Consider the following 24,252-nt stretch of genomic DNA (forward strand, 5'->3'; position numbering starts at 1 on the left):
TCTACCGAGTTACCTCGGTGAACGGCCGCTTCCTTTGTGGAACTCCACGAAGGAAGTGCGTGCTGACCGAGGTAACTCGGCGAACGGCGCGCGGTGCTCTGCCCGAACTCATCAGAGCGGGCCCACGCCCCGTGCCGCGGCTATGAGACTGACATCAGTCGCCGAGAAGGTCCTCGGCGATGAACCGCCGGAACCGTGGTACGTCGCGGATCATGTCCTGCCAGATCCGGCGGGGGTCGACGCGGTGGTAATGGTGCGCAAGGAACACCCGCCAGTCGACCCACTCGGACCAGGCGTCCACCCCGAGATGGTCGTTCTGGAGCTTCACCGGAACCTTGTTGCGGATCGTGTCACCGATCCGATTCGCCGACCCCTCGACCGCTCGTTGAAGCAGCACGTCGTCGGCGTAGGCATCCCAGCCGCGCTGGATCACCAGCTCGATCTCATCGAGCGTACGCAGCAGGAACTCGAGCTCGTCGACAACCCGATCGCCGTAGAGCTCAGCGAGCCGCTCGCGGCCGACCGCCGTCACAGCCCGACCGCATCGGCAAGGACCATGCGGTCGCGTTGACTGTGCTCAGCGTCGAGCGCATCCCGGTCAACGAGGTCGACCTCGACACCGAGCGCCCGCTCGAGATCTCGTTGCATCCGCACCAGGTCGAGCATTCCCGCCTCATCATCGAGCGTGATGAGTAGGTCGACGTCAGAGTCCCACCGGTCGTCACCGCGGGCCGCAGATCCGAAGATCTCCACAGAAACACCGTGATGCAGCCGAACGATCGACCAGATCTCTTCGACGTTCGCCGCCACGATCTCAGATGGACGCCGCCGACAGGCAGCACGGATCCGCTCCAGGGTCTCCGGCGACGGCGTACGCCTTCCGGACTCATAAGCCGAGAGGTTCGGCCGGGCGATTCCCGTGCGCGCGCAGACCTCGATCTGAGTCAGACCGGCCTCAACTCGCAGCCGCTTGGTCTCGGTCACATGTTCAGTGTATACGCGCATACCTTGTCGATCGACAAGGCTTTCGAGCGCGGCGAACCAGACGCATGGCGTCACAACCCGAGCTCGTCGGCCAACGTGGCCAGGTGGAGCTCGAAGAGGGCGGCGGGGTCGCCGAAGCCGTCCGGGCCGAACTGGCCGAAGACCTCGAAGCTGACGCGGCCGAAAAGGCTCGTCCAGACGAGTACGCCGCGAGTGAGGGCCTCGTCGGGCAGGTCGATGCCGAGCTGGTCGCGGATGCCCTGCAGGCCCTCCGCGAGCGCGGGCGAGATCTCCTCCGAACCCTCGGGAAGGGTCAGCCGGCCCGCCGCGAGCGCACCGGCGCACAGCCGCAGCATCGAGGTCGGGACGCGGGTGCCGGGGACGCTGGTGCGCTCGTCCGGCGCGGCGTAGCCGGGGACGGGCGACCCGAAGAGCAGGGCGTACGTCGCCGGCTCGGCGAGCGCCCAGGTCCTGACCGCGCGACCGAGCGCCAGGAACTGGGCCCGGTGGTCGTCCTCGGGGGCAGCGGCGACGGCGGCGTCGACGGCATCGCCGACCTCGTCGTACCCCGAGACGAGCAGCAGCGTCAGCAGCTCGTCGCGGTTCTTCACGTAGCGGTAGACGGCGGAGGAGACCACGCCGAGGTCACGGGCGACCGCGCGCAGCGAGAGCGCGGCTGCGCCGTGGACCGCCAGGTGCTCGCGGCCGATCCGGACGATCTCGTCCATGGTCTGCGCCCGTGCGCGTTCACGTGGAGTGCCTGTCATGGCGTCATCGTGTCTCGCCAAAGAGAGCGATGTCAACAAAAGTGAGCACTGCTCTTGCTTTCTGGACGATCGCCCGCCAGACTCATTCCGAGAGCACTGCTCTCTAAACCAGGTCTCGACAGGCTCGACCACCGAAGAAAGAGACAGCCATGAACAGCACTTACCTCGTCATCGGCGCCGGCCCAGTCGGCGCGACCATCGCCCAGCAGCTCGCCGACCGCGGAGATCGTGTACGTCTCCTCACCCGCTCCGGCAGCGGACCGGTGCACGCGAGCATCGAGCGCCTTCGCGGCGACGCCACGGATCTCGACACCATCACCCAGGCCGCCGAGGGCGTACGCGCCGTCTTCCACTGCATGCACGGCAGCGCCTACGCCGCCGACGCCTGGCGCGCCGAGCTCCCGCGCGCGGAGAAGGTCGTGCTCGAGGCCGCCGGTCGCGCCGGCGCCGTGGTCGTCTTCCCCGAGAGCCTCTACGCCTACGGCCGCGTCACCGCACCGATGACCGAGCAGACGCCGCGCACCGCCGACTTCGGCAAGCCCGCCGTGCGCGTCGAGCTGCTCCGCGACCGCGACGCCTCCCCGACCCCGACGGTCAGCGTCGCGGCCTCGGACTTCTACGGCCCGCTGGTGCGCACCGCCCACGCCGGCGAGCGCATGGTCCCGACGGTCCTCGCCGGCCGCACCATGCGCGTCCTCGGCGACCCGGACGCCCCGCACTCGTGGACGTACGTCCCCGACCTGGGCGCCGCGATGATCAAGGCCGCCGACGAGGAGAGGCTGTGGGACTCGTTCCTGCACGCCCCCACAGCACCTGCGATCTCCCAGCGCGCCCTGGTCCAGCTCTACGCCGACGTCGCCGGCGTTCCGGCACCGAAAGTCGGCCGCATCCCAACCTGGGCGCTCAAGTCGATCGGCGCGGTGCACGCCGGGACGCGAGAGCTGGCCGAGATGGTCTTCCAGTTCGACAAGCCGTTCGTGATGGACTCCTCGGCAAGCGAGGCCCTGCTCGGCCTGTCCCCCACCCCGATCGAGACCGGAGCCAAGGCGACGGTGGACTGGTGGCGTAAGCAGGCCTGAGCATGCCTGGAGCTATCGGGCGCTCCAGCCACCGTCCATGGCCCACGAGGCACCGGAGACCATCGAGGCGTCGGGCCCGGTGAGCCAGCCGACCAGGGAGCCGACCTCCTCCGGCTCGACCAGCCGCTTCACCGCCACGTCCTGCAGCAGCACCCGCTCGACGACCTCGGCGGCCGGGACGCCGTGCACCTTGGCCTGGTCGGCGATCTGCTTCTCCACCAGCGGCGTACGCACGTAGCCGGGGTTGATGCAGACGCTGGTCACACCGTGCGGGCCACCCTCCAGCGCGGTGACCTTGGAGAGTCCCTCCAGGCCGTGCTTGGCCGACACGTAGGCGCTCTTGAAGGGCGAGCCGACCAGGCCGTGCACGGAGGAGATGTTGATGATGCGACCCCAGCCGTTGGCGTACATGTGCGGCAATGCGGCCCTGACCAGCAGGAACGGCGCGACGAGCATGATCGAGTGGATCCGGCGGAAGTCGTCGGGGTCGAGCTCCTCGATGGGGCTGACCCGCTGGATCCCGGCGTTGTTGACCAGGATGTCGACCTCCAGAGCGAGGTCGTCGAGCTCCTCGGTGGCGGCCAGGTCGACCGCCCACGCCTCGCCGCCGATCTCGTCGGCCAGGGCATGGGCGGCGTCGCCGGCCAGGTCGGCGACGACGACCCGCGCGCCACGGGCGGCGAGCTCACGGGCCACCGCCGCGCCGATCCCCGAGGCGCCTCCGGTCACCAGGGCACGCCGGCCCTGCAGCGTACGTCCGGAGGCATCCACCGAAGCCGGGGCCGTCGTCGCTGACATCACGCCGGGCTCACCTCGCGCTCGGCCTCGCGCTCGGCGTCGGCACGGTCGAGCGCCCGCAGCGAGGTGCCCCGGGTCTCCTTGAGCGTGAGCACGACGAGGCCGGTGATGATGCCGGCCACGGCGAGGTAGATCGCGGTGTTGGTCCAGGTGCCGGTGTCCTTGAGCCAGGCGATGGCCACCAGCGGCGCGAGCGAGCCGGCGAAGATCGAGGTCACCTGGTAGGAGATCGAGATGCCGGAGTAGCGCATCCGGGTCGGGAACATCTCGGCCATGATCGCCGGCTGGGTGGAGTACATCAGGGCATGGATCGCCAGACCGGCGATCAGCGCCGCCAGGATCGCGCCGTTGTTCTTCGTGTCGAGCATCGGGAACGCCCAGAAACCCCAGGTCGCGCCAAGCACCGCACCGACGAGGTAGACCGGCTTGCGGCCCACGCCGTCGGCGAGCCGGCCGACCCCGAGGATGAAGAAGAAGTGGCAGGCGTGCGCGATCGCGATCAGGCCGAGCAGCGCGCCCTGGTCCATCTTCTGGTCCTCGACCAGGTAGACGATCGAGAACGACACCACCAGGTAGTACATGATGTTCTCCGCGAACCGCAGGCCCATCCCCTTGACCACACCCAGCGGGTAGCGGCGGATCACCTCGAAGACGCCGTAGCCGGCCGAGGCGACCTCGCCCTGCTCTGCCTTCGCCTCCTCGAAGATCGGCGAGTCGGTGACCGAGCGGCGGATGTAGTAGCCGACGACGACCACGACAGCGGAGAGCCAGAACGCGACCCGCCAGCCCCACGCCAGGAACGCCGCGTCGGAGAGCGCGAAGGTCATCACGGTGAGCACCAGCGTGGCGAGCAGGTTGCCCACCGGCACCGCGGCCTGCGGCCACGCGGCCCAGGTCGCCCGCCGGTCGTCCGGCGCGTGCTCAGCGACCAGCAGGACGGCGCCGCCCCACTCACCGCCCAGAGCGAGCCCCTGCACGAACCGCAGCACCACTAGGGCGATAGGTGCGGCGAGCCCGATCTGGTCGTACGTCGGCAGGCACCCCATCAGCACGGTGGCGACACCGATCATCATGATCGTCACCTGCAACGTGTACTTGCGGCCGAGGCGGTCGCCGATGTGGCCGAAGACGATGCCGCCCAGCGGCCTGGCGACGAACCCGATGGCGTAGGTCACGAAGGCGGCGATGATCGCGTCGTAGGCGTTGCCGGTCGCCGGCATGATCACCTTGGCGAAGACGAGCGCCGAGGCGGTGGCGTAGAGGAAGAAGTCGTACCACTCCACGACTGTGCCGGCCATGGAGGCCGCCACGGTCCTGCGGAGCAGGCTCTGCCCGTTTTCTGGGGAATCGTTGGGGGCGGCGGTAGCGCCCGGCTGTGTCGTGGACATGGCTGGGAGTGTGACAGCGCTCATAATGTGCCTGCAACGCGCATGTTGGCACACACTGTGAACGAAAATGCACACCCAGCGATATCGTGAGCCGATGCCCACCTCCTCCCCAGCCCCCTCCGCCGACCAGCTGCTGGTGCTCCTCGAGGTGGCGCGCAGCGGCCGCTTCACCACCGCCGCCCGTTCGCTGGGCCTGACCCACACGACGGTCAGCCGCAACATCTCCGCCCTCGAGCGCGCCCTCGGCGGCAGGATCCTGGTGCGCGGCTCCGACGGATGGGCCCTGACCGCTCTGGGCGAGCGCGCGGCGCGGGCCGCCGAGGGAGTCGCCGAGTCGCTGGCCCGGCTGGCCGGCGACGAGCCCGCCGACCCGGTGGCCGGTGTGGTCAGGATGTCGACGACCGACGGGTTCGCTGCATACGTCGCCTCGCCGGCGGTCGCCGCGCTGCGGCAGGACCATCCCGAGCTCGCCGTCGAGATCGTCACCGTGACCAGGCAGGCCGCGCAGCAGCGCTCCGGCGTCGACATCGAGGTGGTCGTCGGCGAACCGTCGGTCAACCGCGGCCGGGCGCTGCACCTGGGCGGGTACGAGCTCGGCCTCTACGCCTCCCCCGACTATCTGAAGCGTCACGGCGCCCCCGGCACGATCGAGGAGGCCGTACGCCACCGCCTGGTCTACTTCGTCGACTCGATGCTCCAGGTCGACGACCTCGACGTCCCTCGACGGCTGCTTCCCGGTATCCGCGACGCGGTCACCTCGACGAACGTCTTCGTGCACGTCGAGGCGACCCGGGCCGGAGCCGGTCTGGGGCTGCTTCCCTGCTTCATGGCCGACCGTCATCCCGACCTCGTCCGGCTGCTCCGCGCGGAGGTCAACCAGCGGCTGCCGTACTGGGCGGTCGTGCATCCTGAGTCGTGGCGCCGGCCGGCCGTGGCCGCCGTCGTGGGTGGACTGCGGCAGCAGATGGCCGAGCAGCAGGACGCCATGTTCGGTGGGTGACGCCGCGCCCGGTTCGCGGATTCGTTGGTGGGTCGGCCTGCGGGAGGTGGTCGTCGCACAGCTCGCACGCTCAGGCGTCGACGTCGGGATCAGCAGCATCCCCGACGCTGTCGAGTCATGGGCTTCATGCCGCTGAGGGTACGGACCACGGGCCGTCAGCGGCCCCAACGAATCCGCACAGTTCTCAGGCCAAGGCGTCCATCAACTGGGCGGTAACGTCCCATAACCTGGACGACCCTCCTCGGATGGGTAGCGTGTCGGCCATGTTCACGAAGGTGTTGGTTGCCAACCGCGGCGAGATCGCGATCCGAGCTTTCCGTGCTGGCTTTGAGCTCGGGGCCAAGACGGTCGCTGTCTTCCCCTACGAGGACCGGGGCTCAGAGCACCGGCTGAAGGCCGACGAGGCCTACCAGATCGGAGAGCTCGGTCATCCGATCCGGGCCTATCTCGATCCCGACGCGATCGTCGAGGTCGCCAAGCAGAGTGGCGCGGACGCCATCTACCCGGGCTACGGGTTCCTCTCCGAGAACCCGGCGCTGGCCGAGGCCTGTGCCCGGGCGGGGATCACGTTCGTCGGGCCCTCGGCGGAGGTCCTCACCCTCACCGGCAACAAGGCCACCGCCATCGCGGCGGCGAAGGCTGCCGGCGTACCGACTCTGCAGTCGGTCGAGCCGTCCACCGATGTCGACGCGCTCGTCTCCGCCGCTTCCGCCCTGCCCTACCCGCTCTTCGTGAAGGCGGTCGCCGGCGGCGGCGGTCGCGGCATGCGGCGGGTCGACTCGCCCGACAAGCTCCGCGAGGCCGTCGAGACCTGTATGCGCGAGGGCGAGGCCGCCTTCGGTGACCCCACCGTCTTCATCGAGCAGGCCGTGGTCGAGCCACGGCACATCGAGGTGCAGATCCTCGCCGACGGCGAGGGCAACGTGATCCACCTCTTCGAGCGCGACTGCTCGGTGCAGCGCCGCCACCAGAAGGTCGTCGAGATCGCTCCTGCGCCGAATCTCGACCCTGAGCTGCGCGAACGCATGTGTGCGGACGCCGTGCGCTTCGCCAAGGAGATCGGCTACTCCTGCGCCGGCACCGTTGAGTTCCTGCTCGACCCGCACGGCAACTACGTGTTCATCGAGATGAACCCGCGCATCCAGGTCGAGCACACCGTGACCGAGGAGGTCACCGACGTCGACCTGGTCCGCTCACAGATGCGGATCGCCGCCGGCGAGACCCTGGCCGACCTGGGGCTCACCCAGGACTCCTTGCAGCTGCGCGGCGCGGCGATGCAGTGCCGGATCACCACCGAGGATCCTGCCAACAACTTCCGCCCCGACACGGGCATGATCACCACCTACCGCTCCCCCGGTGGCGCCGGGATCCGCGTCGACGGCGGCACTACGTACGCCGGGGCCGAGGTCTCGCCCCACTTCGACTCGATGCTCGCCAAGCTGACCTGCCGCGGGCGTACTTTCGAGGACGCCGTCACCCGGGCCCGCCGGGCGGTGGCGGAGTTCCGGATCCGCGGGGTCGCGACCAACATCCCGTTCCTGCAGGCGCTGCTCGACGACCCGGACTTCATCGCCGGGTCGATCACCACCTCGTTCATCGAGACCCATCCGCAGCTGCTGACCGCACGGGCCTCGGGCGACCGCGGCACCAAGCTGCTCACCTATCTCGCCGACGTCACCGTCAACCAGCCGCACGGCGCCGCGCCGGTCTCGCTCCACCCGGTGGAGAAGCTGCCGAAGCTGGACCTCTCCGAGGCGCCGCCGGCCGGATCTCGCGACCTTCTGCGCGAGCTCGGGCCCGAGGGTTTCGCCGCCGCACTGCGCGCCCAGGAGCCGGTCGCGGTCACCGACACCACCTTCCGCGACGCCCACCAGTCGCTGCTGGCGACCCGGGTCCGCACCACCGACCTGCTCGGCGTCGCCGGCCATGTCGCCCGGCTGACGCCGCAGCTGTGGTCGCTGGAGGCATGGGGTGGGGCGACGTACGACGTGGCTCTCCGCTTCCTCTCCGAGGACCCGTGGGAGCGGCTCGCCGCGTTGCGCGAGGCGGTCCCCAACGTCAACCTGCAGATGCTGCTGCGCGGCCGCAACACGGTCGGCTACACGCCCTACCCGACCGAGGTCACCGACGCGTTCGTCTCCGAGGCCGCCGAGACCGGGATCGACGTCTTCCGGATCTTCGACGCGCTCAACGACGTCTCCCAGATGCGGCCGGCGATCGACGCGGTGCGCGCGACCGGGACGTCCATCGCGGAGGTGGCGCTCTGCTACACCGGCGACCTCTCCTCGCCCGACGAGAAGCTCTACACGCTCGACTACTACCTGCGGCTGGCCGAGGAGATCGTCTCCGCCGGGGCGCACGTGCTCGCGATCAAGGACATGGCCGGACTGCTGCGGGCCCCCGCCGCTCGCACCCTGGTGACCGCGCTCCGCTCGCGGTTCGACGTGCCGGTGCACCTGCACACCCACGACACCGCCGGTGGCCAGCTGGCCACGCTGACGGCCGCGATCGAGGCCGGCGTCGACGCCGTCGACGCCGCGACCGCGTCCATGGCCGGGACCACCTCGCAGCCCCCGCTCTCCTCGCTGGTGGCGGCGACCGACCACACGCCGCGCGCCACGGGCCTCTCGTTGGCCGCGGTGAACTCCCTGGAGCCCTACTGGGAGGCCGTACGCCGCGTCTACGCGCCCTTCGAGTCCGGGCTGCCCGCGCCCACCGGCCGGGTCTACCGCCACGAGATCCCGGGCGGCCAGCTCTCCAACCTGCGCCAGCAGGCGATCGCGCTCGGGCTGGGCGAGAAGTTCGAGCAGATCGAGGACATGTACGCCGCGGCCAACCAGATCCTCGGCCGCGTCCCCAAGGTCACCCCGTCCTCGAAGGTCATCGGCGACCTTGCGCTCTCGCTCGTGGCGGCCGGGGCGGACCCGGCCGCGTTCGAGGCCGACCCGGCCTCGTACGACATCCCGGCCTCGGTCATCGGCTTCCTCAACGGAGAGCTCGGCGACCCGCCGGGAGGCTGGCCCGAGCCGTTCCGCGGCAAGGCGATCGCGGGACGCACCTGGAAGGAGCCGTCGCCGACCCTGTCGGCAGAGGACGCCGCCGGACTCGCCTCCGACCGGCGCGGAACGCTCAACCGGCTGCTCTTCCCGGGGCCGACGAAGGAGTTCACCGAGGCCCGCTCGAAGTGGGGCGACGTGTCGGTGATCTCGACCCTCGACTACCTCTACGGCATGCGCGAGGGCGAGGAGCACGTCGTCGAGCTCTCCGAGGGCAAGACGGTGATCTTCGGACTCACCGCCGTCTCCGAGCCCGACGAGCGCGGCATCCGCACCGTCATGGCGACGATCAACGGCCACCTGCGGCCGATCGGGGTGCGTGACCGCTCCGTCGCCGCCGAGGTCGCTGCTGCCGAGAAGGCCGACCCGGCTGTTCCGGGCCAGGTCGCAGCACCGTTCCAGGGTGTTGTCACCGTCGCGGTCGAGACCGGTGAGTCGGTCAAGGCCGGCGACACCGTCGCCACCATCGAGGCGATGAAGATGGAGGCCGCCATCACCGCCCCCGTCGACGGCACCGTCTCCCGCCTCGCCTTCTCCGGCACCCAGTCCGTCGACGGCGGCGACCTGGTCCTCGTGCTCCGCTGAGCCGAGACGTCAGCCCCGTCGGTCGAGACGTCACTTCGGTCGGCCGAGATGGCAGCGATATGCCGTCTCGGCCGACGCGAGTGACGTCTCGACCTGCGTACGTGACCTCTCGGCGAGCCTAGGCTCGGGCTGCGTACGCCTCGACCCAGTCATCCGCCCGCAGGTCTCGCGGCAGGACCGGGGACTGGGTACGTCGGCGCCGCCGGGCGATCTGACCGGCGAGCGCGCCGGGGACGCCGTTGCGGCGCAGGATCTCGGCGACGCCGCGGCCCCGGCTGCTGAAGACCGTGGCCACCCACGACTGGAAGTCGCGGAGCTCCGAGTCGGGCAGCAACGGCTCTCGGCGGCGGTCGATGAGCAGCAGCCCGCCGTCGACGTTGGGCCGCGGGCGGAACGCTGTCGACGGGACCCGGCGGTCGAGGGTGAAGGTGAACCACGGCCACCACTGCGCGGTGAGCTGAGTGGTGCCACCGACGCCTGCACGCTTACGGGCGACCTCCCACTGGGTGAGGAGCACGGCATGGCGCCAGGTCCCTGATGCGAGCAGGTGGCGCAGGATCGGCGTGGTCAGGTGGAACGGGACGTTGGAGACGACGACGGCGTTCTGCGGTGGCGCGTGGCGCAGGATGTCGCCCTCGGAGATGCACACGTGCGTACCGGTCCGTCGGCCCAGCTCAGCGGCTCGGCGGGAGTCGATCTCGACCCCCTCCAGCGGACGCCCCAGCTCCGCCAGAGCCAGGGTGACGGCACCGTTGCCGGTGCCCCACTCCACCAGCGGACCCTGCCGCTGCGAGACGAGATGGACGATCCGGTCGAGAACCGACCGGTCGATGAGAAAGTTCTGGCCGAGCTCGTGCCGGCCAGGGCGTACGTCGGGCATGGATGCTCCTCGAGACTGAAGGAGCCGGGCGGCATGCGGGTAGCACTCGGAGCCGCCCGGCAGGGTTGCCAGGTGGCGGCGCGAATGCGACGAGTTGTCTGGTGAGATCCGCGCCGGTCAGCGGCGGCGGATCCGGACGAACATCGTCATGCAGCAGTTACCCATGGCGCTCACGGTAGCGAAGCCGCTGCACTGCTCGCACACCGTTTTCGAGTGCCCTCTCGACCGACGTAAGTGACGTCTCGGCCGACGTAAGTGACTACTCGACGTGGTGGAGGCGGCGGGCGACCTCGGCGGTGGAGCCGGAGATCGACGGGTAGACGGTGAAGGTGTTGGCGATCTGGTCGACGGTCAGCCCGGTCGAGACGGCGAGCGCGATCGGGTGGATGAGCTCGGAGGCGCGGGGGCCGACGACGACGCCGCCGATGACGACGCCGGTGCCGGGGCGGGAGATGAGCTTGACGAAGCCGTCGGAGATGCCCTGCATCTTCGCCCGCGCGTTGCCCTTGAGGTCGAGGCGCAGGGTCTCGGCGACGACCTCGCCGGAGTCGACCTGAGCCTGGGAGTAGCCGACCGTGGCGATCTCGGGCGAGGTGAAGACGTTGGCCGCGACCTCCTTGAGGTCCATCGGGATGACGGCGTCACCGAGGAAGTGACGCATCGCGATCCGGCCGGCCATGGCGGCCGTCGAGGCGAGCATGAAGCCGCCGGTGCAGTCGCCGGCCGCGTACACGCCGTAGGCGGAGGTGCGCGACACCTTGTCGGTGCGGATGAAGCCGCCCTCGTCGAGCTCGATGCCGGCCTCCTCCAGGCCGAGGCCCTCCGTGTTGGGGATCGAGCCGAGCGCGAGGATGCAGTGGCTGCCGGTGACCTCGCGACCGTCGGTCAGCTTCACGGTGACGACGTCGCCGGAGCGGGTCACCGACTCCATCCGCGACTTGCTGAGGATGTTCATGCCCTGACGCTCGAGTACGTCCTGGAGGACGGTCGCCGCGTCCGCGTCCTCACCCGGGAGGACACGATCACGGGAGGAGACCAGGGTGACCTGCGAGCCGAGGTTGAGGTAGGCGCCGGCGAACTCGACACCTGTGACACCCGAGCCCACCACGATCATGTGCTCGGGCAGATCGTCGAGGTCGTAGACCTGCTCCCAGGTCAGGATCCGCTCGCCGTCGGGCTGCGCGGTGGGCAGCACCCGCGGCCGGGCGCCGGTGGCGATCAGGACCGCGTCGTTCTCGATGGCCTCCTCGCCGCCGTCCTCGGCCAGGGTCGCGATCACCTGACGCTTGTCTGCGTCGATGCGCCCGCTGCCCTTGACGACCCGGATCCCGCGACGGGTCAGCCGGCCCTCGATGTCGCCCGACTGCGCGAGCGCGAGCGACTTGACGCGCTTGTTGACCAGCGCGAGGTCGGCGGAGAGCTCGGTGGCCGGGTCGCCCTGGTGGTCGCGGAAGTGGATGCCCAGGTCGCGGGCGAGCGTCATGTCCGACATCAGCTCGGCGGTGGCGATCAGGGTCTTGCTGGGCACGCAGTCGGTGAGCACCGAGCTGCCGCCGAGGCCGTCACGATCGACGACCGTCACCTCCGCGCCGAGCTGCTGCGCGACCAGCGCCGCCTCGTATCCGCCTGGACCCCCACCAATGATCGTCACCCGCGCCATGGACCTCATTCTTCCACGCCCTTGGAGCGGCAGAGTCAGCCCATCGTCTTCTGACCGTCGATGGTCTCCCGGATGATGTCCGCGTGGCCGGCGTGCTGGGCGGTCTCGGCCAGGATGTGGGTGAGCGCGCGGCGGTTGGACCAGCGCTCGCCGGCCTCGAACCAAGGGGCCTCGGGAAGCGCGTGGTCCGCGTCCAGGTCGGCGGTCCGCACCAGCTCGTCGGTAGCCGCTGCGATCTCCTCGTACGCCTCGAGGACACCCGCCAGCGTCTCGTCCTCGGCGAGGACGAGGTCGGCGGCGAACTCGGCGTACTTCTCGGGGGTGAGCTCTTGCGCCACCGTCCCACGCACGATGAAGTCGGCCCACCCTCGCTCGACGGCAGCGACATGCTTGATCAGGCCGCCGAGGCTGAGCTCGGAGGCGGTCGGGGCGAGCCGCGCCTGCTCGTCGGTGAGGTCGCGGACGGTATGGCGCAGGAACCCGCGGTGGGTGCCCAGCGTCTCGAGCAGATCGGCCCGCTCGCGGCTCACCGTGGCGGTGGTGTCGGCGGTGGCGTTCACTGCGGTTGCGGTCATGGCTTGGACTCCTTGATGGTGTTTCCCTCTGACACCTACGACGCTATGGCCCATTCAGGTCAGAATCCGTCCTCATTGAACCGGGATCCGACAGTGGATCCGCTGCCGATAACCTGCTGGGGTGACGAGGCCCGCAAACCAGACCCGAAGCGACGCGGTGCGCAACCGCGACCTGCTGGTCACCGCTGCTCGCGAGATCCTCGCCGAGCAGGGGCTCGACGCTCCGATGTCCGCCGTCGCCAAGCGCGCCGGCGTCGGCCAAGGCACCCTCTACCGCCACTTCCCCGACCGGCTCACCCTCGCCACGGCCGTGCTGGAGGAGAACGTACGCGACATCGAGCAGGTCGCGTCGCGACCCGATGCGACGCTGGCCGATGTGCTCGGTGTCGTCACCTGGCAGATGATCCGCTCGACCGCCTTCATCGGCATCGTCCGCATCAGCGGCGAGGAGAGCTCGCAGGACCTGGCCGACCGGGTACGCGCCACCGTAGCCCGACTCCCCACGGAGACACACAGCACCGACGACATCATGCTGGCCATCGCCATGGTTTCCGGCGCGGTGCACGGACCCACCCCGGAGGCACGCGAGGCCACCGTCCGCCGGGCCTGGGCCCTGCTCGGGCTCGAGATCGGCCCGGTCGCACCCGGGCACTAGCCGATCGACACAGGCCGACCCGACGCGAAGAGGCCCGGGGCCACGCGATGTGCGTGGCCCGGGCCTCTTGCGTCGGATCAATCGGATCAGAGGTTGATCATGTGACCCGCGATGCCCTCGATGGCTTCCTTCATCGCCTCCGAGAGCGTCGGGTGGGCGAAGACGTTGCGCGCGACCTCGTCGGCGGTCAGGTCCCACTGCTGGGCCAGCGTCAGCGCGGGCAGCAGCTCGGTGACCTCGGGGCCGATCATGTGGGCGCCGAGGATCTCGTTGTGCTCGGCGTCGGCGACGATCTTCACGAAGCCGACACCCTCGGCCATGCCCCGGGCCTTGCCGTTGGCGGAGAACGGGAAGGAGGAGGTCTTGACGTCGTAGCCCTTCTCCTTGGCCTGCGCCTCGGAGTAGCCGAACGACGCGATCTGCGGCTGGCAGAACGTCGCGCGCGGGATCATGTCGAAGTTGATCTCCATGGTCTCGGCGTCCGCGATGGTCTCCGCGGCGACGACACCCATCGCCTCGGCGGTGTGGGCGAGCATCAGCTTGCCGGTGCAGTCACCGATGGCGTAGATGCCCTCGACGTTGGTGCGGCCACGGGCGTCGACCGCGATCGCGCCCCGGTCGGTGAGCTCGACGCCGGCCTTGTCGAGGCCGAAGCCCTCGACCCGCGGCGCGAACCCGAAGGCCGCCAGGAACTTGTCGGCCTCGATCACCTGCTCCTCGCCGCCGGCGGCCGGCGCCACCGTGACCTTCACGCCGGACCCGGTGTCCTCGGCGCCCTTGACCGCGGTCGAGAGCATCACGTTGACGCCGAGCTTCTTGTACTGACGCAGCAGCTCCTTGGACACGTCGGCGTCCTCGGTCGGCACCATCCGGTCGAGGAACTCGACGATCGTGACGTCCACGCCGAAGTTCTTCAGCACGTAGGCGAACTCGACGCCGATCGCGCCCGAGCCGCCGATGATGATCGAGCCCGGCAGCTCCTCGGTGAGGATCTGCTCCTCGTAGGTCACGATGTTCTGCTCGTTGGGCACGACACCCGGGACCGAGCGGACGGTCGCGCCGGTGCCGATGATGAGGTTGTCGAAGGTGTAGTCGGTCGAGGCGCCGTCCTTGCCCTTGACGGCGATCGCCTTCGGCCCCGTCAGGGTGCCCCAGCCGTCGATCTCGGTGATCTTGTTCTTCTTCATCAGGTAGTGCACGCCCTTGGCGCTCGCGTCCGCGACGCTGCGGCTGCGCTTCCAGGTCGCGCCGAAGTCCATGGTCGCGTCACCCGAGATCCCGAAGGTCTTCTTCTCGTGGGTGATGATGTGCGCGATCTCGGCGTTGCGCAGCAGCGCCTTGGACGGGATGCACCCGACGTTGAGGCAGACGCCGCCCCAGTACTTGTCTTCGACGACGGCGACGGACTTGCCGAGCTGAGCGGCACGGATGGCGGCGACGTAGCCACCGGGGCCAGCGCCGAGGACGAGAACATCAAAGTGGGTCACGCACCCAAGGGTAGACCGCGGATAACACACAGATCCCAGTCGGGCCAGCGACTGAGCGGTAACCTCGTGTTCTGTGACTCTCTACGCGGCCTACGGCGTCAACCTCGACCCTGCGGTGATGAGCGAGCGCTGCCCGCATTCACCGCTGCGGACCACCGGCTGGCTCAGCGGGTGGCGACTCACCTTCGGCGGCGAGGACAACACCATGGGCGAGGGGCCGATGGTCACCATCGTCCAGGATCCGTTCGAGCAGGTCTTCGTCGCCGTCTACGACGTCGTCGACCAGGACATGGACGCGCTGGAGAAGTGGGAGCTGGCCGACATCGGCCTCTACTTCAAGACCAAGGTGCGGATCTCCGCCCTCGCCGAGGACCTGCTCTGCGAGGCCTATGTGCTCGACACGTACGAGGGTGGGATCCCGGATGCCCGCTACCTGGGCGCGCTGGCCGATGCCGCCGAGGCGGCCGGAGCGCCGGACGACTACGTGCACGCGCTGCGTACGAGGCCCTGCCGGTCCAACGACTGAGGCTCCTGGCGGTGGCCGAGGTCGTCGAGACCAGGTCTAAACTCAGCGAGTGACCACGCCTTACGAACTCGCCAAGGAAGCCGCCGCCGCGCTCGCGGAGAAGACCGGCATCGAGAAGCACGACATCGCGCTGGTGCTGGGCTCGGGCTGGCTTCCCGCCGCCGACGCGCTCGGCGAGGACTACACCGAGATCTCGACCACCGACCTGCCCGGCTTCAGCGCCGCCGCCGTCGCCGGTCACAGCGGCAAGATCCGCTCCATCCGGGCGGCCAACGGCCGCAACCTGCTCCTCTTCCTCAGCCGCACCCACTTCTACGAGGGCAAGGGCGTCGCCGCGGTCGTGCACCCGGTCCGCACCGCCGCGGCCGCGGGCTGCTCGACCATGGTCCTCACCAACGGCTGCGGCGGCCTCAACCCGTCGTGGTCCCCCGGCACTCCGGTCCTGATCAAGGACCACATCAACCTCACCGCGTCCTCGCCGCTGGTCGGCGCGAACTTCGTCGACCTCACCGACCTCTACTCGGCGCGTCTACGTGACCTGGCCAAGCAGGTCGACTCCTCCCTGGACGAGGGCGTGTACGTCCAGTTCACCGGCCCCCACTACGAGACCCCGGCCGAGGTGAAGATGGCCGGGATCCTCGGCGGCGACCTGGTCGGCATGTCGACCACTCTCGAGGCGATCGCAGCCCGTGAGGCCGGGATGGAGATCCTCGGGATCTCGCTGGTCACCAACCTGGCCGCCGGCATCTCCGACCAGCCGCTCGACCACGCCGAGGTCCTGGAGGCCGGCCGCAACGCCGCCACCCGGATGGGCGCGCTCCTCAGCGACCTGGTGCCCAAGATCTGAGCCTCCGGGCAGATGATGACCTAGGGTCAGATCCATGATCCCCACCGACCAGTCCGCGCTCGTGGTCATGGCACGGGAATGGCTCGCCGGCGACCCCGACGAGCAGACCCGAGTCGAGCTCGAGAGCCTGCTGACCTCCACCGACCCGGGTGCTGTCGCCGAGCTGGCCGACAGGTTCTCGGGCACGCTCCAGTTCGGCACCGCCGGACTCCGAGGAGCGCTCGGCGCCGGGCCCAACCGGATGAACCGGGTGGTCGTCATCAAGGCCGCCGCAGGACTGGCCCGCTACCTCCTCGCCACCGGCTCGCAGGGGCCGGTGGTGATCGGCTACGACGCCCGGCACAACTCCGACGTCTTCGCCCTCGACACCGCCGAGGTGATGACCGGAGCGGGTCTCCACGCGCTGGTGATGCCGCGTTCGCTGCCGACACCGGTCCTGGCGTACGCCGTCAAGGCTCTCGACGCGAGCGCCGGGGTGATGGTGACGGCCAGCCACAACCCGCCGCAGGACAACGGCTACAAGGTCTACCTCGGCGACGGCTCGCAGATCGTGTCGCCGGCGGATGCCGAGATCGCGAAGCGGATCGCGGCGGTCGACAAGATCAGCTCGGTCACCCGGGGCGTCCCTGGGCGCACGATCAGCGAGGATCTGGTCGACAGCTATCTCGACACGGTCGTCGGGCTGCTCGACGAGGGCGGTGCTCGCGACCTCACGACCGTCTACACGCCGCTGCACGGTGTCGGCGGCGACCTGGTGCAGCTGGCGATGAAGTTCGCCGGCTTCCCCGCGCCGGACGTCGTCAAGGAGCAGGAGCGGCCGGACCCCGAGTTCCCGACCGTCGCCTTCCCCAACCCCGAAGAGCCCGGCGCGATGGACCGGGCGATCGCGCTGGCGAGCAAGAAGGGCGTCGACCTGGTCATCGCCAACGACCCGGACGCAGACCGCTGCGCAGCCGCGATCCCGGTGGCCAGTAAGAAGTGGCGGATGCTGACCGGTGACGAGATCGGCGCGCTGCTGGCGACCCATCTGATCCGCAAGGGTGTCACCGGGACGTACGCCGCCTCGATCGTCTCCTCCTCCCTGCTCGGGAAGATCGCGGAGGCCGCCGGGCAGCCCTACGCCGAGACGCTCACCGGCTTCAAGTGGATCTCGCGCGCGCCTGGCCTCGCCTTCGGCTACGAGGAGGCGTTGGGCTACTGCGTCGACCCCGAGCACGTCCGCGACAAGGACGGCATCTCGGCGCTGCTGCTCCTGTGCGAGCTCGCGGCCTCGCTGAAGGCGGAGGGGCGCGACCTGGCCGACCTGCTCGACGAGCTCGCGGTCGCGCACGGCCTGCACGCGACCTCACAGCTCTCCATCCGGCTCGAGGACCCGGCTCAGATCGCCGCCGGGATGCAGCGGCTCCGCGACCGCCCCGTCACCGCGCTCGCCGGGTCCGCGGTGCTGCAGATGGACGATCTGGCCCTCGGCGAGGGCGGGCTGCCGCCGACCGACGGGGTCCGCTATCGGCTGGCCGGCGGGTCACGGGTGATCGTGCGGCCCAGCGGCACCGAGCCCAAGATCAAGTGCTACCTCGAGGTCGTCCAGCCGGTCGCCGACGCCTCCGCGCTGGCGCAGGCGCGAGCCGGCGCCGAGATCGCGCTCGGGGCGCTCAAGGTCGACATCCGCGCCGCCCTCGGTCTCTAGACGCGCCCTGCCGAGTCGGCGCAAACTTACGACTTTTCGCCGAGTCGGCTCGTCATGACGAGCCGACTCGGCGCTGGATCTTGTCAGGACGAGCCGACTCAACGGGGAATTCGGTCAGGATGTGCCGGTTCGGCGCCTGGGCGGCTAGATCACGAGCAGGACCACGAAGACGACGGCCACCGCGGCGGTGACGGCGATCAGCGGCCAGTCCCAGCTGCGGCGTACGTCCTCGGCGAGGGCGAACTGCTCGTCGGAGTCCTGCTTGATCCGGCGCCGGTCGCGCGCGTCCTGCGCCAGCGAGTTGAGCCGCTCCTCGATGAAGTCGGCGTGGTTGGTCAGCGGCATGTGGTCCCGGTTCTTCTTGACCGCCTCGCGCAGCGGACGGCCGACGGCACCACTGACGTAGGTGCGGCCGCCCGAGTAGGCGCCGAGGGTGCGGCCGACCGAGACGCGCTCCAGCGCAGCCATCGGGAAGCGCACGGTCGAGTAGAGGTGGTGCAGGACGAAGTCGCCCTTGCTGACCCCGACCTTCGTGCGGATGAACGCGGCGTACGCCACCAGCGCGAAGAGCAGGCCGCCAACCGTCGTCTCGAGGTGCCAGCCGGTGACCGCGTCGAGCACGATCACCGCGAGCGCGGTCCCCATCGAGAGGAGACCCCATACGGTGCTGCTGGAGTTGCGGAACCACTCCTCGGGCTGATCGTCATTCACGGCGCACACCTTAGCCCTCGTATGCTGAACACGTGCCTAACGCCTCTGACATCGCGAAGCTGATCGACCACACCCTCCTCAAGCCCGAGGCGACCCGCGCCGACGTCGAGGCGCTGATCCTGGAGGCCGCCGAGCTCGGCACCTACTCGGTGTGCGTCTCGCCGTCGATGCTCCCGGTCAACGCTCCGGCCGAGCTCAAGATCGCCGTCGTGTGCGGCTTCCCCAGCGGCAAGCACACCTCCTCGATCAAGGCCGCCGAGGCGGCTGAGGCGGTCGAGTCCGGTGCCGACGAGATCGACATGGTCATCGACGTCGGGGCCGCGAAGGAGAAGCGCTACACCGATGTCGAGGCCGACGTCGCCGCGGTCCGTGCGGCGGTCGCCGCCCCCACCGTCCTCAAGGTGATCATCGAGTCCGCTGCGCTCGAGGACGACGAGATCGTGGGCGTGTGCCAGGCAGCAGTGCGCGCGGGTGCCGACTTCGTGAAGACCTCCACCGGCTTCCACCCCGCCGGCGGTGCCAGCGTCCACGCGGTGGAGCTGATGCGCAAGACCGTCGGCCCCGACATCGGGGTCAAGGCCTCGGGCGGGGTGCGCACCATGGAGCAGGCCGAGCAGATGATCGACGCCGGAGCGTCCAGGCTCGGGGTCTCGGGCTCGCGCGCGCTGCTCGCCGGGGCGCCGGGGTCGGCCGCCGGCTACTGACTTCGGCCAGGGACAGGGGAGAATGCGCCGGTGCGTGCTCAGGTCATCGTCCTCGCCGGCCCTTCGGGCGCCGGGAAGTCCCGCCTAGCCGAGCGGCTGGGCCTGCCGGTCCTCCGGTTGGACGACTTCTACAAGGACGGCTCCGACCCCTCGCTCCCCCGCATCACCGAGGGCCCCAACGCGGGCCTGGTCGACTGGGACCACCCCGGCTCCTGGCTCCCCGAAGACGCGTTGAAGACGATCGCCGAGCTCTGCGAGACGGGCACCGCGGACGTGCCGGTCTATGACATCGCTCACGACGGCCGCACCGGCTGGCAGACCCTGACCCTCGGCGAGGAACCGTTCTTCCTCGCCGAGGGGATCTTCGCCCAGGACATCGTGGCCGACTGCCGCACCACGGGGCTGCTGGGTGCTGCCTACTGCGTCACCCAGTCCCCGACGGTGACCTTCTGGCGCCGCCTCACCCGCGATCTCCGCGAACACCGCAAACCCCCGTCTGTGCTGGTCAAGCGGGGCCTGGCGCTGATGCGTGCGCAGCCGCAGGTGGTCGCGGACGCGGTCGCCAAGGGCTGCACCGCGGTCTACCCGAAGCACGGCTACACCGCCATCGAGCGACTCACAGGGCTGCGTACGCGTCCTTGATCTCGTGGATCAGGTCGACCCGCTCGTCGTAGGGGATGAACGCGGACTTCATCGCGTTGGTCGTCAGCCGCTGGAGCTCGGGAAGGCCCCAGCCGAAGGCCTCGACGATGCCGGTCATCTCGGAGGTCATCGAGGTGCGTGACATCAGCCGGTTGTCGGTGTTGATGGTGACCCGGAACCCGAGGTCGTAGAGGAGCCCGATCGGGTGCTCGGCGATCGACTTCACGGCCCCGGTCTGCACGTTGGAGCGCGGGCAGAGCTCGAGCGGGATCCGCCGGTCCCGAACGTACGCAGCGAGTCTGCCGAGCCGCGGCGCCGCGCCCTCCTCGACGGTGATGTCGTCGACGATCCGCACCCCGTGGCCGAGTCGGTCGCACCCGCACGGGTGGACGGCCTCCCAGATCGACGGCAGCCCGAAGCCCTCGCCGGCGTGGATGGTGAAGCGCATGTTATCGGCGGCCAGCTGCTCGAACGCCGCCAGGAACCGGCTCGGCGGGAAGCCCTTCTCCGGCCCGGCGATGTCGAACCCGGCCACCCCGCGGTCGCGCCAGGTGACCGCCAGCTCGGCGATCTCGGCGGCGCGAGCGGCCTGACGCATGGCGGTCAGCAGCTGGCGTACGACGATCTTCCGGCCCGTGGTCGCGACCGCCGCCATCCCCTCGTCGAACCCGGCCTGGACGGCCGAGACGACCTCGTCCAGCTCGTGGCCGTTGGCCACGTGGAGCTCCGGCGCCCAGCGGACCTCGGCATAGACCACCCCGTCCTCGGCCAGGTCCTCGACGCACTCGCGGGCCACCCTGGTCAGCGCGGGCAGCGTCTGCAGCACCGCCAGCGTGTGCGCGAACGTGTCGAGGTAGCGCTCCAGCGAGCCGGAGTCGGCGCTGGTGACGAACCACTCCTCCAGCGCGACCGGGTCGTGCTGGGTGCCCTCCGGAAGCTGGTGACCCACCTCGGCGGCGAGCTCGACGATCGTGGAGGGGCGTAGACCGCCGTCGAGGTGGTCGTGGAGCAGCACCTTCGGGGCGGCCTTGATCTGCATGTCGGACGGTTTCATGGGCCCATTGTTCCGCATCAGGCTAGATTCCGGGCTGTGCGCACATTCACCTCTCTCGAAGAAGTCTCCGCCGCGGCCGGTACCGAGATCGGCACCGGAGAATGGCTCCAGGTCGACCAGGACCGCGTCAACGCGTTCGCCGACTCCACTGGTGACCACCAGTGGATCCACGTGGACGAGTCACGGGCCAAGGAGGGTCCGTTCGGGGGCACCATCGCTCACGGCTACCTCACCCTGTCCCTCCTCCCCTACCTCGGTCAGAGCGTCTACTCCCTGGAGACCCCGGGCGCGAAGCTCAACTACGGCCTCAACAAGGTCCGGTTCCCCACCCCGGTTCTGGTCGGTTCCCGCGTCCGCGCGGCCGTCGCCTTCGGCGAGGTCACCGAGCTCCCGACCGGTCTGCAGCTCGTCATCAAGACCGTCATCGAGATCGAAGGTGCCGACAAGCCCGCATGTGTCGCGGAGTCGGTCGTCCTGCTCCTGGAGTCCTGACGCTGGTCGAAGGCCACTTCGTTCAGACCTCGGAGCCACTAGGCGGAGGCGTGTCGAGACCAACACAGTCGTATTCGAGCGCCGCTGGAACCGTGTTGGTCTCGACACGCTCGGCCGCAGGCGGCCTCCCGGCTCGACCAACGGCCGGCTCAGGAGTAGTCGGCCCAGAGTCGCTGGGTCGTGCCGTCGACGGTCATCTCGCCACCGTACGGCACGATCCACTGCGGCCGGGTGTGCCCGAACGGCGGGCCGACGACGACCACCGCGTCGGGGTTGTAGCGGGCGACCGTCTCGATGGCCGCGTCGCGCTGCTCGGCGCGCTTGGCGGCGCGCTCCTCAGCACTCGGGCGGTGTTGGAAGTCTGATGTCGGCGGTCGCGCGACGACGACCGCGTCGATCGCCTCGAGCAGCCCTCGCTCGCCCAGCGAGCGGGTGATCCAGGCGAACTCCCGCGCCGGGATGCGCTCCTCGGAGCTCTCCAGGAGGAGTACGCCGCCTTCCAGCACCGCTGGGTCGGCCGGGAAGCGTCCGGCGGTCAGCGCCCACTCGAGGACCTCGATGCAGCCGCCCCAGGTGGGGCCCGTGATCTTCCGTACAGGGCCTGCCCAGGTCCAGGGGTCGGTCGCCTCGCGCTCGCCGTACTCGGTCAGCGCGCGCGGGTCCTGCCAGTCGTGGCCGATGTCCTCGGACTCGCCCGGCTCGGTGATCTCCAGGGTTCCGCCGGTGAGGAGAGCCGCCTTGAGCGAGGCCTCGTGGATCGGGTCGAGACCCGGGCCGGGGCCGAGGTGGACCTGGGTCGAGCCGCCGTAGAAGCCGGCGACCCCGTTGGTCCACAGCCAGTTGAGCAGGTTGGTGTTGTCGCTGTAGCCCAGGAACGGCTTCGGGTCGGCTCTCAGGAGGTCGGCGTCGAGATGCGAGATCACGGTGATCTGGTCCTCGCCACCGATGGTCGCCAGCACCGCCCGGATCTCCGGGTCGGCGAACGCGGCGTTCACGTCCGCCGCACGCTCCTGCGCCGTGGCGCCCAGCTTCCGGGTCGTCGGATACTCGACCGGCACCAACCCGGTCACCTCGGCCAGTCGCGCCATCGCCTGCTCGTGGATCGCCGGCGCCACCCCGGGCGCAGCGAACGAGGGTGAGAGCACGGCGACCTTGTCGCCCGCGACGGCCTTGGGTGGCTTGACGATCTTCATGGCCGAAGTCTGGCGGTCCGGCGGAGTGGGAAGCGAACGGTTATCCGGCACCTCGCTGGTCGATCGTCAGCCGATGCGGTCGAGGATCAGCGGCGTCGCCTCGTACGCCGCCCCGTCCCCGATCTCGTAGCCACCCTCGAGCGCCGCGAGCGCACGGTCGAACCGCTCAGGCGTGTCGGTGTGGAGCGTGAACAGCGGCGCGCCGGCGGTCACCTCGTCGCCCGGGCGAGCGTGCCAGGTGACCCCGGCTCCGGCCTGGACCTGGTCCTCCTTGCGCGCCCGCCCTGCGCCGAGCCGCCACGCGGCGAGCCCGACGGCCATCGCGTCGAGCCGGGTGAGCACACCGGAGGTCGGTGCGGTGACGACGTGGGTCTCGCGGGCGACCGGCAGCGGCGCCGACGGATCGCCGCCCTGGGCAGAGATCATCGCCCGCCAGGAGTCCATGGCCTTGCCGGAGGCGAGCATGTCGGCCGGGTCCGGGCCGGAGACACCGGCTGCGGCGAGCATCTCCCGGGCCAGCGCGACGGTGAGCTCGACGACGTCGGCAGGGCCGCCGCCGGCGAGGACCTCGACGGACTCCGCGACCTCGATCGCGTTGCCCGCGGTCAGGCCGAGCGGCGTGGCCATGTCGGTCACGAGCGCGACCGTGTTGACGCCGGCATCGGTGCCGAGGTCGACCATGGTGCGCGCGAGCTCCTGCGCGGACGGCAGCGTCTTCATGAACGCGCCGGCTCCGACCTTGACGTCGAGCACCAGCGCACCGGTGCCCTCGGCGATCTTCTTGGACATGATCGAGGAGGCGATCAGCGGGATCGCCTCGACGGTGCCGGTGACGTCGCGCAGCGCGTAGAGCTTGCGGTCGGCCGGAGCGAGCCCTTCACCGGCCGCGCAGATCACCGCGCCGACCGAGCCGAGCTGGGCCATCATCTCCTCGTTGGACAGCGAGGCCCGCCACCCGGGGATCGACTCGAGCTTGTCGAGCGTGCCACCGGTGTGACCGAGACCGCGACCGGACAGCTGCGGCACCGCGACGCCGCACGCGGCGACCAGCGGCGCCAGCGGCAGCGTGATCTTGTCGCCCACGCCGCCGGTGGAGTGCTTGTCGGCGGTCGGCCGGTCCAGGGAGGAGAACGACATCCGCTCCCCCGAGGCGATCATCGCCGCCGTCCACCGCGCGATCTCGCGCCGGGACATCCCGTTGAGCAGGATCGCCATGTTGAGGGCCGACATCTGCTCCTCGGCCACGTCCCCGGCCGTGTAGGCCTTGATCATCCAGTCGATCTGCGAGTCGCTCAGCTCGCCACCGTCGCGCTTGGCGAGGATCACCTCGACCGCATCATGTTCCGCCATGCGGACAGCGTAAGGCGAGAGACCCGCAGGTTCCCACCGGACGCCGCCCCCGGCCGACGACCGACCGGAGAAGTGGTCGTTCCGGGCCCGTCACCACCACTCCCAGCGGCCCGAAGTGACCACTCCGCGTGA

The 24,252-nt window shown here is 70.0% G+C and carries 23 protein-coding genes; 10 read left to right on the top strand and 13 right to left on the bottom strand.

Features of this window, described 5'->3' with window-relative positions; translation table 11 throughout:
* Positions 1–154: 154 nt before the first annotated feature.
* The 3 genes from H5T77_RS18925 to H5T77_RS18935 are packed head-to-tail and all read right to left on the bottom strand — an operon-like array spanning position 155 to position 1,751.
* Complete coding sequence (locus H5T77_RS18925) at positions 155–532, bottom strand: HepT-like ribonuclease domain-containing protein (RefSeq protein ID WP_292651863.1); 378 nt, start codon at positions 530–532, stop codon at positions 155–157.
* The gene (locus H5T77_RS18930; protein WP_292651865.1) at positions 529–1,059 is read right to left on the bottom strand and encodes a helix-turn-helix domain-containing protein; all 531 of its coding nucleotides are present in this window, start codon (positions 1,057–1,059) and stop codon (positions 529–531) included. The genes H5T77_RS18925 and H5T77_RS18930 overlap by 4 nt, the downstream gene beginning before the upstream one ends.
* On the bottom strand, positions 1,056–1,751 hold the full coding sequence (locus H5T77_RS18935) for a TetR/AcrR family transcriptional regulator (RefSeq protein WP_292651867.1): 696 nt from the start codon (positions 1,749–1,751) through the stop codon (positions 1,056–1,058). The genes H5T77_RS18930 and H5T77_RS18935 overlap by 4 nt, the downstream gene beginning before the upstream one ends.
* Positions 1,752–1,900: 149 nt before the next feature.
* On the opposite strand from H5T77_RS18935, the gene H5T77_RS18940 reads away from it, so the two are divergent.
* Entirely contained in the window at positions 1,901–2,830 is a 930-nt protein-coding gene (locus H5T77_RS18940; protein ID WP_292651869.1) for an NAD-dependent epimerase/dehydratase family protein, read from the top strand.
* Between the two features lie 12 nt (positions 2,831–2,842).
* Here the strand turns inward: H5T77_RS18940 and H5T77_RS18945 are convergent, their stop codons facing one another.
* Positions 2,843–3,628, bottom strand: coding sequence for a 3-hydroxybutyrate dehydrogenase (locus tag H5T77_RS18945; RefSeq protein ID WP_292651871.1), 786 nt, complete (start codon positions 3,626–3,628; stop codon positions 2,843–2,845).
* Positions 3,628–5,016 carry an MFS transporter gene (locus H5T77_RS18950; protein WP_292651873.1) on the bottom strand — a complete coding sequence of 463 codons (1,389 nt, stop codon included), beginning with the start codon at positions 5,014–5,016 and terminating at the stop codon, positions 3,628–3,630. Before H5T77_RS18950 ends, H5T77_RS18945 begins: the two co-directional genes overlap by 1 nt.
* Positions 5,017–5,110: 94 nt before the next feature.
* On the opposite strand from H5T77_RS18950, the gene H5T77_RS18955 reads away from it, so the two are divergent.
* On the top strand, positions 5,111–6,016 hold the full coding sequence (locus tag H5T77_RS18955) for a LysR family transcriptional regulator (RefSeq protein WP_292651875.1): 906 nt from the start codon (positions 5,111–5,113) through the stop codon (positions 6,014–6,016).
* Positions 6,017–6,279: 263 nt separating this feature from the next.
* The gene (locus H5T77_RS18960; RefSeq protein WP_292651876.1) at positions 6,280–9,657 is read left to right on the top strand and encodes a pyruvate carboxylase; all 3,378 of its coding nucleotides are present in this window, start codon (positions 6,280–6,282) and stop codon (positions 9,655–9,657) included.
* A 118-nt stretch (positions 9,658–9,775) separates the two neighbouring features.
* Here the strand turns inward: H5T77_RS18960 and erm are convergent, their stop codons facing one another.
* The 3 genes from erm to H5T77_RS18975 form a co-directional block, all read right to left on the bottom strand.
* Positions 9,776–10,537 carry a 23S ribosomal RNA methyltransferase Erm gene (gene erm, locus H5T77_RS18965; RefSeq protein ID WP_292651878.1) on the bottom strand — a complete coding sequence of 254 codons (762 nt, stop codon included), beginning with the start codon at positions 10,535–10,537 and terminating at the stop codon, positions 9,776–9,778.
* Positions 10,538–10,796: 259 nt separating this feature from the next.
* Complete coding sequence (locus H5T77_RS18970; protein WP_292651880.1) at positions 10,797–12,197, bottom strand: NAD(P)H-quinone dehydrogenase; 1,401 nt, start codon at positions 12,195–12,197, stop codon at positions 10,797–10,799.
* A 35-nt stretch (positions 12,198–12,232) separates the two neighbouring features.
* The gene (locus tag H5T77_RS18975) at positions 12,233–12,772 is read right to left on the bottom strand and encodes a DinB family protein (protein ID WP_292651882.1); all 540 of its coding nucleotides are present in this window, start codon (positions 12,770–12,772) and stop codon (positions 12,233–12,235) included.
* Between the two features lie 121 nt (positions 12,773–12,893).
* On the opposite strand from H5T77_RS18975, the gene H5T77_RS18980 reads away from it, so the two are divergent.
* On the top strand, positions 12,894–13,427 hold the full coding sequence (locus H5T77_RS18980) for a TetR/AcrR family transcriptional regulator (protein WP_292651883.1): 534 nt from the start codon (positions 12,894–12,896) through the stop codon (positions 13,425–13,427).
* A gap of 86 nt (positions 13,428–13,513) precedes the next feature.
* On the opposite strand, the gene lpdA is transcribed toward H5T77_RS18980, so the two are convergent.
* Positions 13,514–14,914, bottom strand: a complete 1,401-nt coding sequence (gene lpdA, locus H5T77_RS18985) for a dihydrolipoyl dehydrogenase (RefSeq protein WP_292651885.1) — start codon at positions 14,912–14,914, stop codon at positions 13,514–13,516.
* Positions 14,915–14,987: 73 nt separating this feature from the next.
* On the opposite strand from lpdA, the gene H5T77_RS18990 reads away from it, so the two are divergent.
* Genes H5T77_RS18990 through H5T77_RS19000 form a run of 3 tightly spaced genes read left to right on the top strand, consistent with a single transcriptional unit; the run spans position 14,988 to position 17,974 of the window.
* Complete coding sequence (locus tag H5T77_RS18990) at positions 14,988–15,440, top strand: gamma-glutamylcyclotransferase family protein (protein WP_292651887.1); 453 nt, start codon at positions 14,988–14,990, stop codon at positions 15,438–15,440.
* 49 nt (positions 15,441–15,489) lie between these two features.
* Entirely contained in the window at positions 15,490–16,287 is a 798-nt protein-coding gene (locus H5T77_RS18995; RefSeq protein WP_292651888.1) for a purine-nucleoside phosphorylase, read from the top strand.
* A gap of 34 nt (positions 16,288–16,321) precedes the next feature.
* On the top strand, positions 16,322–17,974 hold the full coding sequence (locus H5T77_RS19000; protein ID WP_292651890.1) for a phospho-sugar mutase: 1,653 nt from the start codon (positions 16,322–16,324) through the stop codon (positions 17,972–17,974).
* 144 nt (positions 17,975–18,118) lie between these two features.
* Here the strand turns inward: H5T77_RS19000 and H5T77_RS19005 are convergent, their stop codons facing one another.
* Positions 18,119–18,685, bottom strand: a complete 567-nt coding sequence (locus H5T77_RS19005) for a hypothetical protein (protein ID WP_292651892.1) — start codon at positions 18,683–18,685, stop codon at positions 18,119–18,121.
* Between the two features lie 32 nt (positions 18,686–18,717).
* Between H5T77_RS19005 and deoC the strand changes: the two genes are divergently transcribed.
* Both deoC and H5T77_RS19015 read left to right on the top strand, forming a co-directional pair.
* Positions 18,718–19,389 (top strand): deoxyribose-phosphate aldolase, encoded by a 672-nt coding sequence (gene deoC, locus H5T77_RS19010; RefSeq protein ID WP_292651893.1) that lies wholly within the window; start codon positions 18,718–18,720, stop codon positions 19,387–19,389.
* Positions 19,390–19,419: 30 nt separating this feature from the next.
* On the top strand, positions 19,420–20,031 hold the full coding sequence (locus tag H5T77_RS19015) for an ATP-binding protein (protein WP_292651895.1): 612 nt from the start codon (positions 19,420–19,422) through the stop codon (positions 20,029–20,031).
* Here H5T77_RS19015 and H5T77_RS19020 read toward each other — a convergent pair.
* Positions 20,006–21,085 carry an adenosine deaminase gene (locus H5T77_RS19020; RefSeq protein WP_292651897.1) on the bottom strand — a complete coding sequence of 360 codons (1,080 nt, stop codon included), beginning with the start codon at positions 21,083–21,085 and terminating at the stop codon, positions 20,006–20,008. The genes H5T77_RS19015 and H5T77_RS19020 overlap by 26 nt on opposite strands.
* A gap of 36 nt (positions 21,086–21,121) precedes the next feature.
* On the opposite strand from H5T77_RS19020, the gene H5T77_RS19025 reads away from it, so the two are divergent.
* The gene (locus H5T77_RS19025; RefSeq protein ID WP_292651899.1) at positions 21,122–21,577 is read left to right on the top strand and encodes a MaoC family dehydratase; all 456 of its coding nucleotides are present in this window, start codon (positions 21,122–21,124) and stop codon (positions 21,575–21,577) included.
* Between the two features lie 149 nt (positions 21,578–21,726).
* On the opposite strand, the gene H5T77_RS19030 is transcribed toward H5T77_RS19025, so the two are convergent.
* Positions 21,727–22,770, bottom strand: a complete 1,044-nt coding sequence (locus H5T77_RS19030; RefSeq protein ID WP_292651901.1) for a S66 family peptidase — start codon at positions 22,768–22,770, stop codon at positions 21,727–21,729.
* 66 nt (positions 22,771–22,836) lie between these two features.
* Positions 22,837–24,120, bottom strand: a complete 1,284-nt coding sequence (locus H5T77_RS19035) for a thymidine phosphorylase (RefSeq protein ID WP_292651903.1) — start codon at positions 24,118–24,120, stop codon at positions 22,837–22,839.
* Between the last annotated feature and the right edge of the window lie 132 nt (positions 24,121–24,252).

Source organism: Nocardioides sp. (genome assembly GCF_014360585.1).
In the GTDB taxonomy this organism is placed as follows: Bacteria; Actinomycetota; Actinomycetes; order Propionibacteriales; family Nocardioidaceae; genus Nocardioides.

Excerpts from the sequence above, each read along its gene's own strand:
- H5T77_RS18935 (WP_292651867.1), bottom strand. The coding sequence starts at position 1,751 with ATGACAGGCACTCCACGTGAACGCGCACGGGCGCAGACCATGGACGAG.
- H5T77_RS18940 (WP_292651869.1), top strand. The coding sequence starts at position 1,901 with ATGAACAGCACTTACCTCGTCATCGGCGCCGGCCCAGTCGGCGCGACC.
- H5T77_RS18945 (WP_292651871.1), bottom strand. The coding sequence starts at position 3,628 with ATGTCAGCGACGACGGCCCCGGCTTCGGTGGATGCCTCCGGACGTACG.
- H5T77_RS18950 (WP_292651873.1), bottom strand. The coding sequence starts at position 5,016 with ATGTCCACGACACAGCCGGGCGCTACCGCCGCCCCCAACGATTCCCCA.
- H5T77_RS18955 (WP_292651875.1), top strand. The coding sequence starts at position 5,111 with ATGCCCACCTCCTCCCCAGCCCCCTCCGCCGACCAGCTGCTGGTGCTC.
- H5T77_RS18960 (WP_292651876.1), top strand. The coding sequence starts at position 6,280 with ATGTTCACGAAGGTGTTGGTTGCCAACCGCGGCGAGATCGCGATCCGA.
- erm (WP_292651878.1), bottom strand. The coding sequence starts at position 10,537 with ATGCCCGACGTACGCCCTGGCCGGCACGAGCTCGGCCAGAACTTTCTC.
- H5T77_RS18970 (WP_292651880.1), bottom strand. The coding sequence starts at position 12,197 with ATGGCGCGGGTGACGATCATTGGTGGGGGTCCAGGCGGATACGAGGCG.
- H5T77_RS18975 (WP_292651882.1), bottom strand. The coding sequence starts at position 12,772 with ATGACCGCAACCGCAGTGAACGCCACCGCCGACACCACCGCCACGGTG.
- H5T77_RS19000 (WP_292651890.1), top strand. The coding sequence starts at position 16,322 with ATGATCCCCACCGACCAGTCCGCGCTCGTGGTCATGGCACGGGAATGG.
- H5T77_RS19020 (WP_292651897.1), bottom strand. The coding sequence starts at position 21,085 with ATGAAACCGTCCGACATGCAGATCAAGGCCGCCCCGAAGGTGCTGCTC.
- H5T77_RS19030 (WP_292651901.1), bottom strand. The coding sequence starts at position 22,770 with ATGAAGATCGTCAAGCCACCCAAGGCCGTCGCGGGCGACAAGGTCGCC.
- H5T77_RS19035 (WP_292651903.1), bottom strand. The coding sequence starts at position 24,120 with ATGGCGGAACATGATGCGGTCGAGGTGATCCTCGCCAAGCGCGACGGT.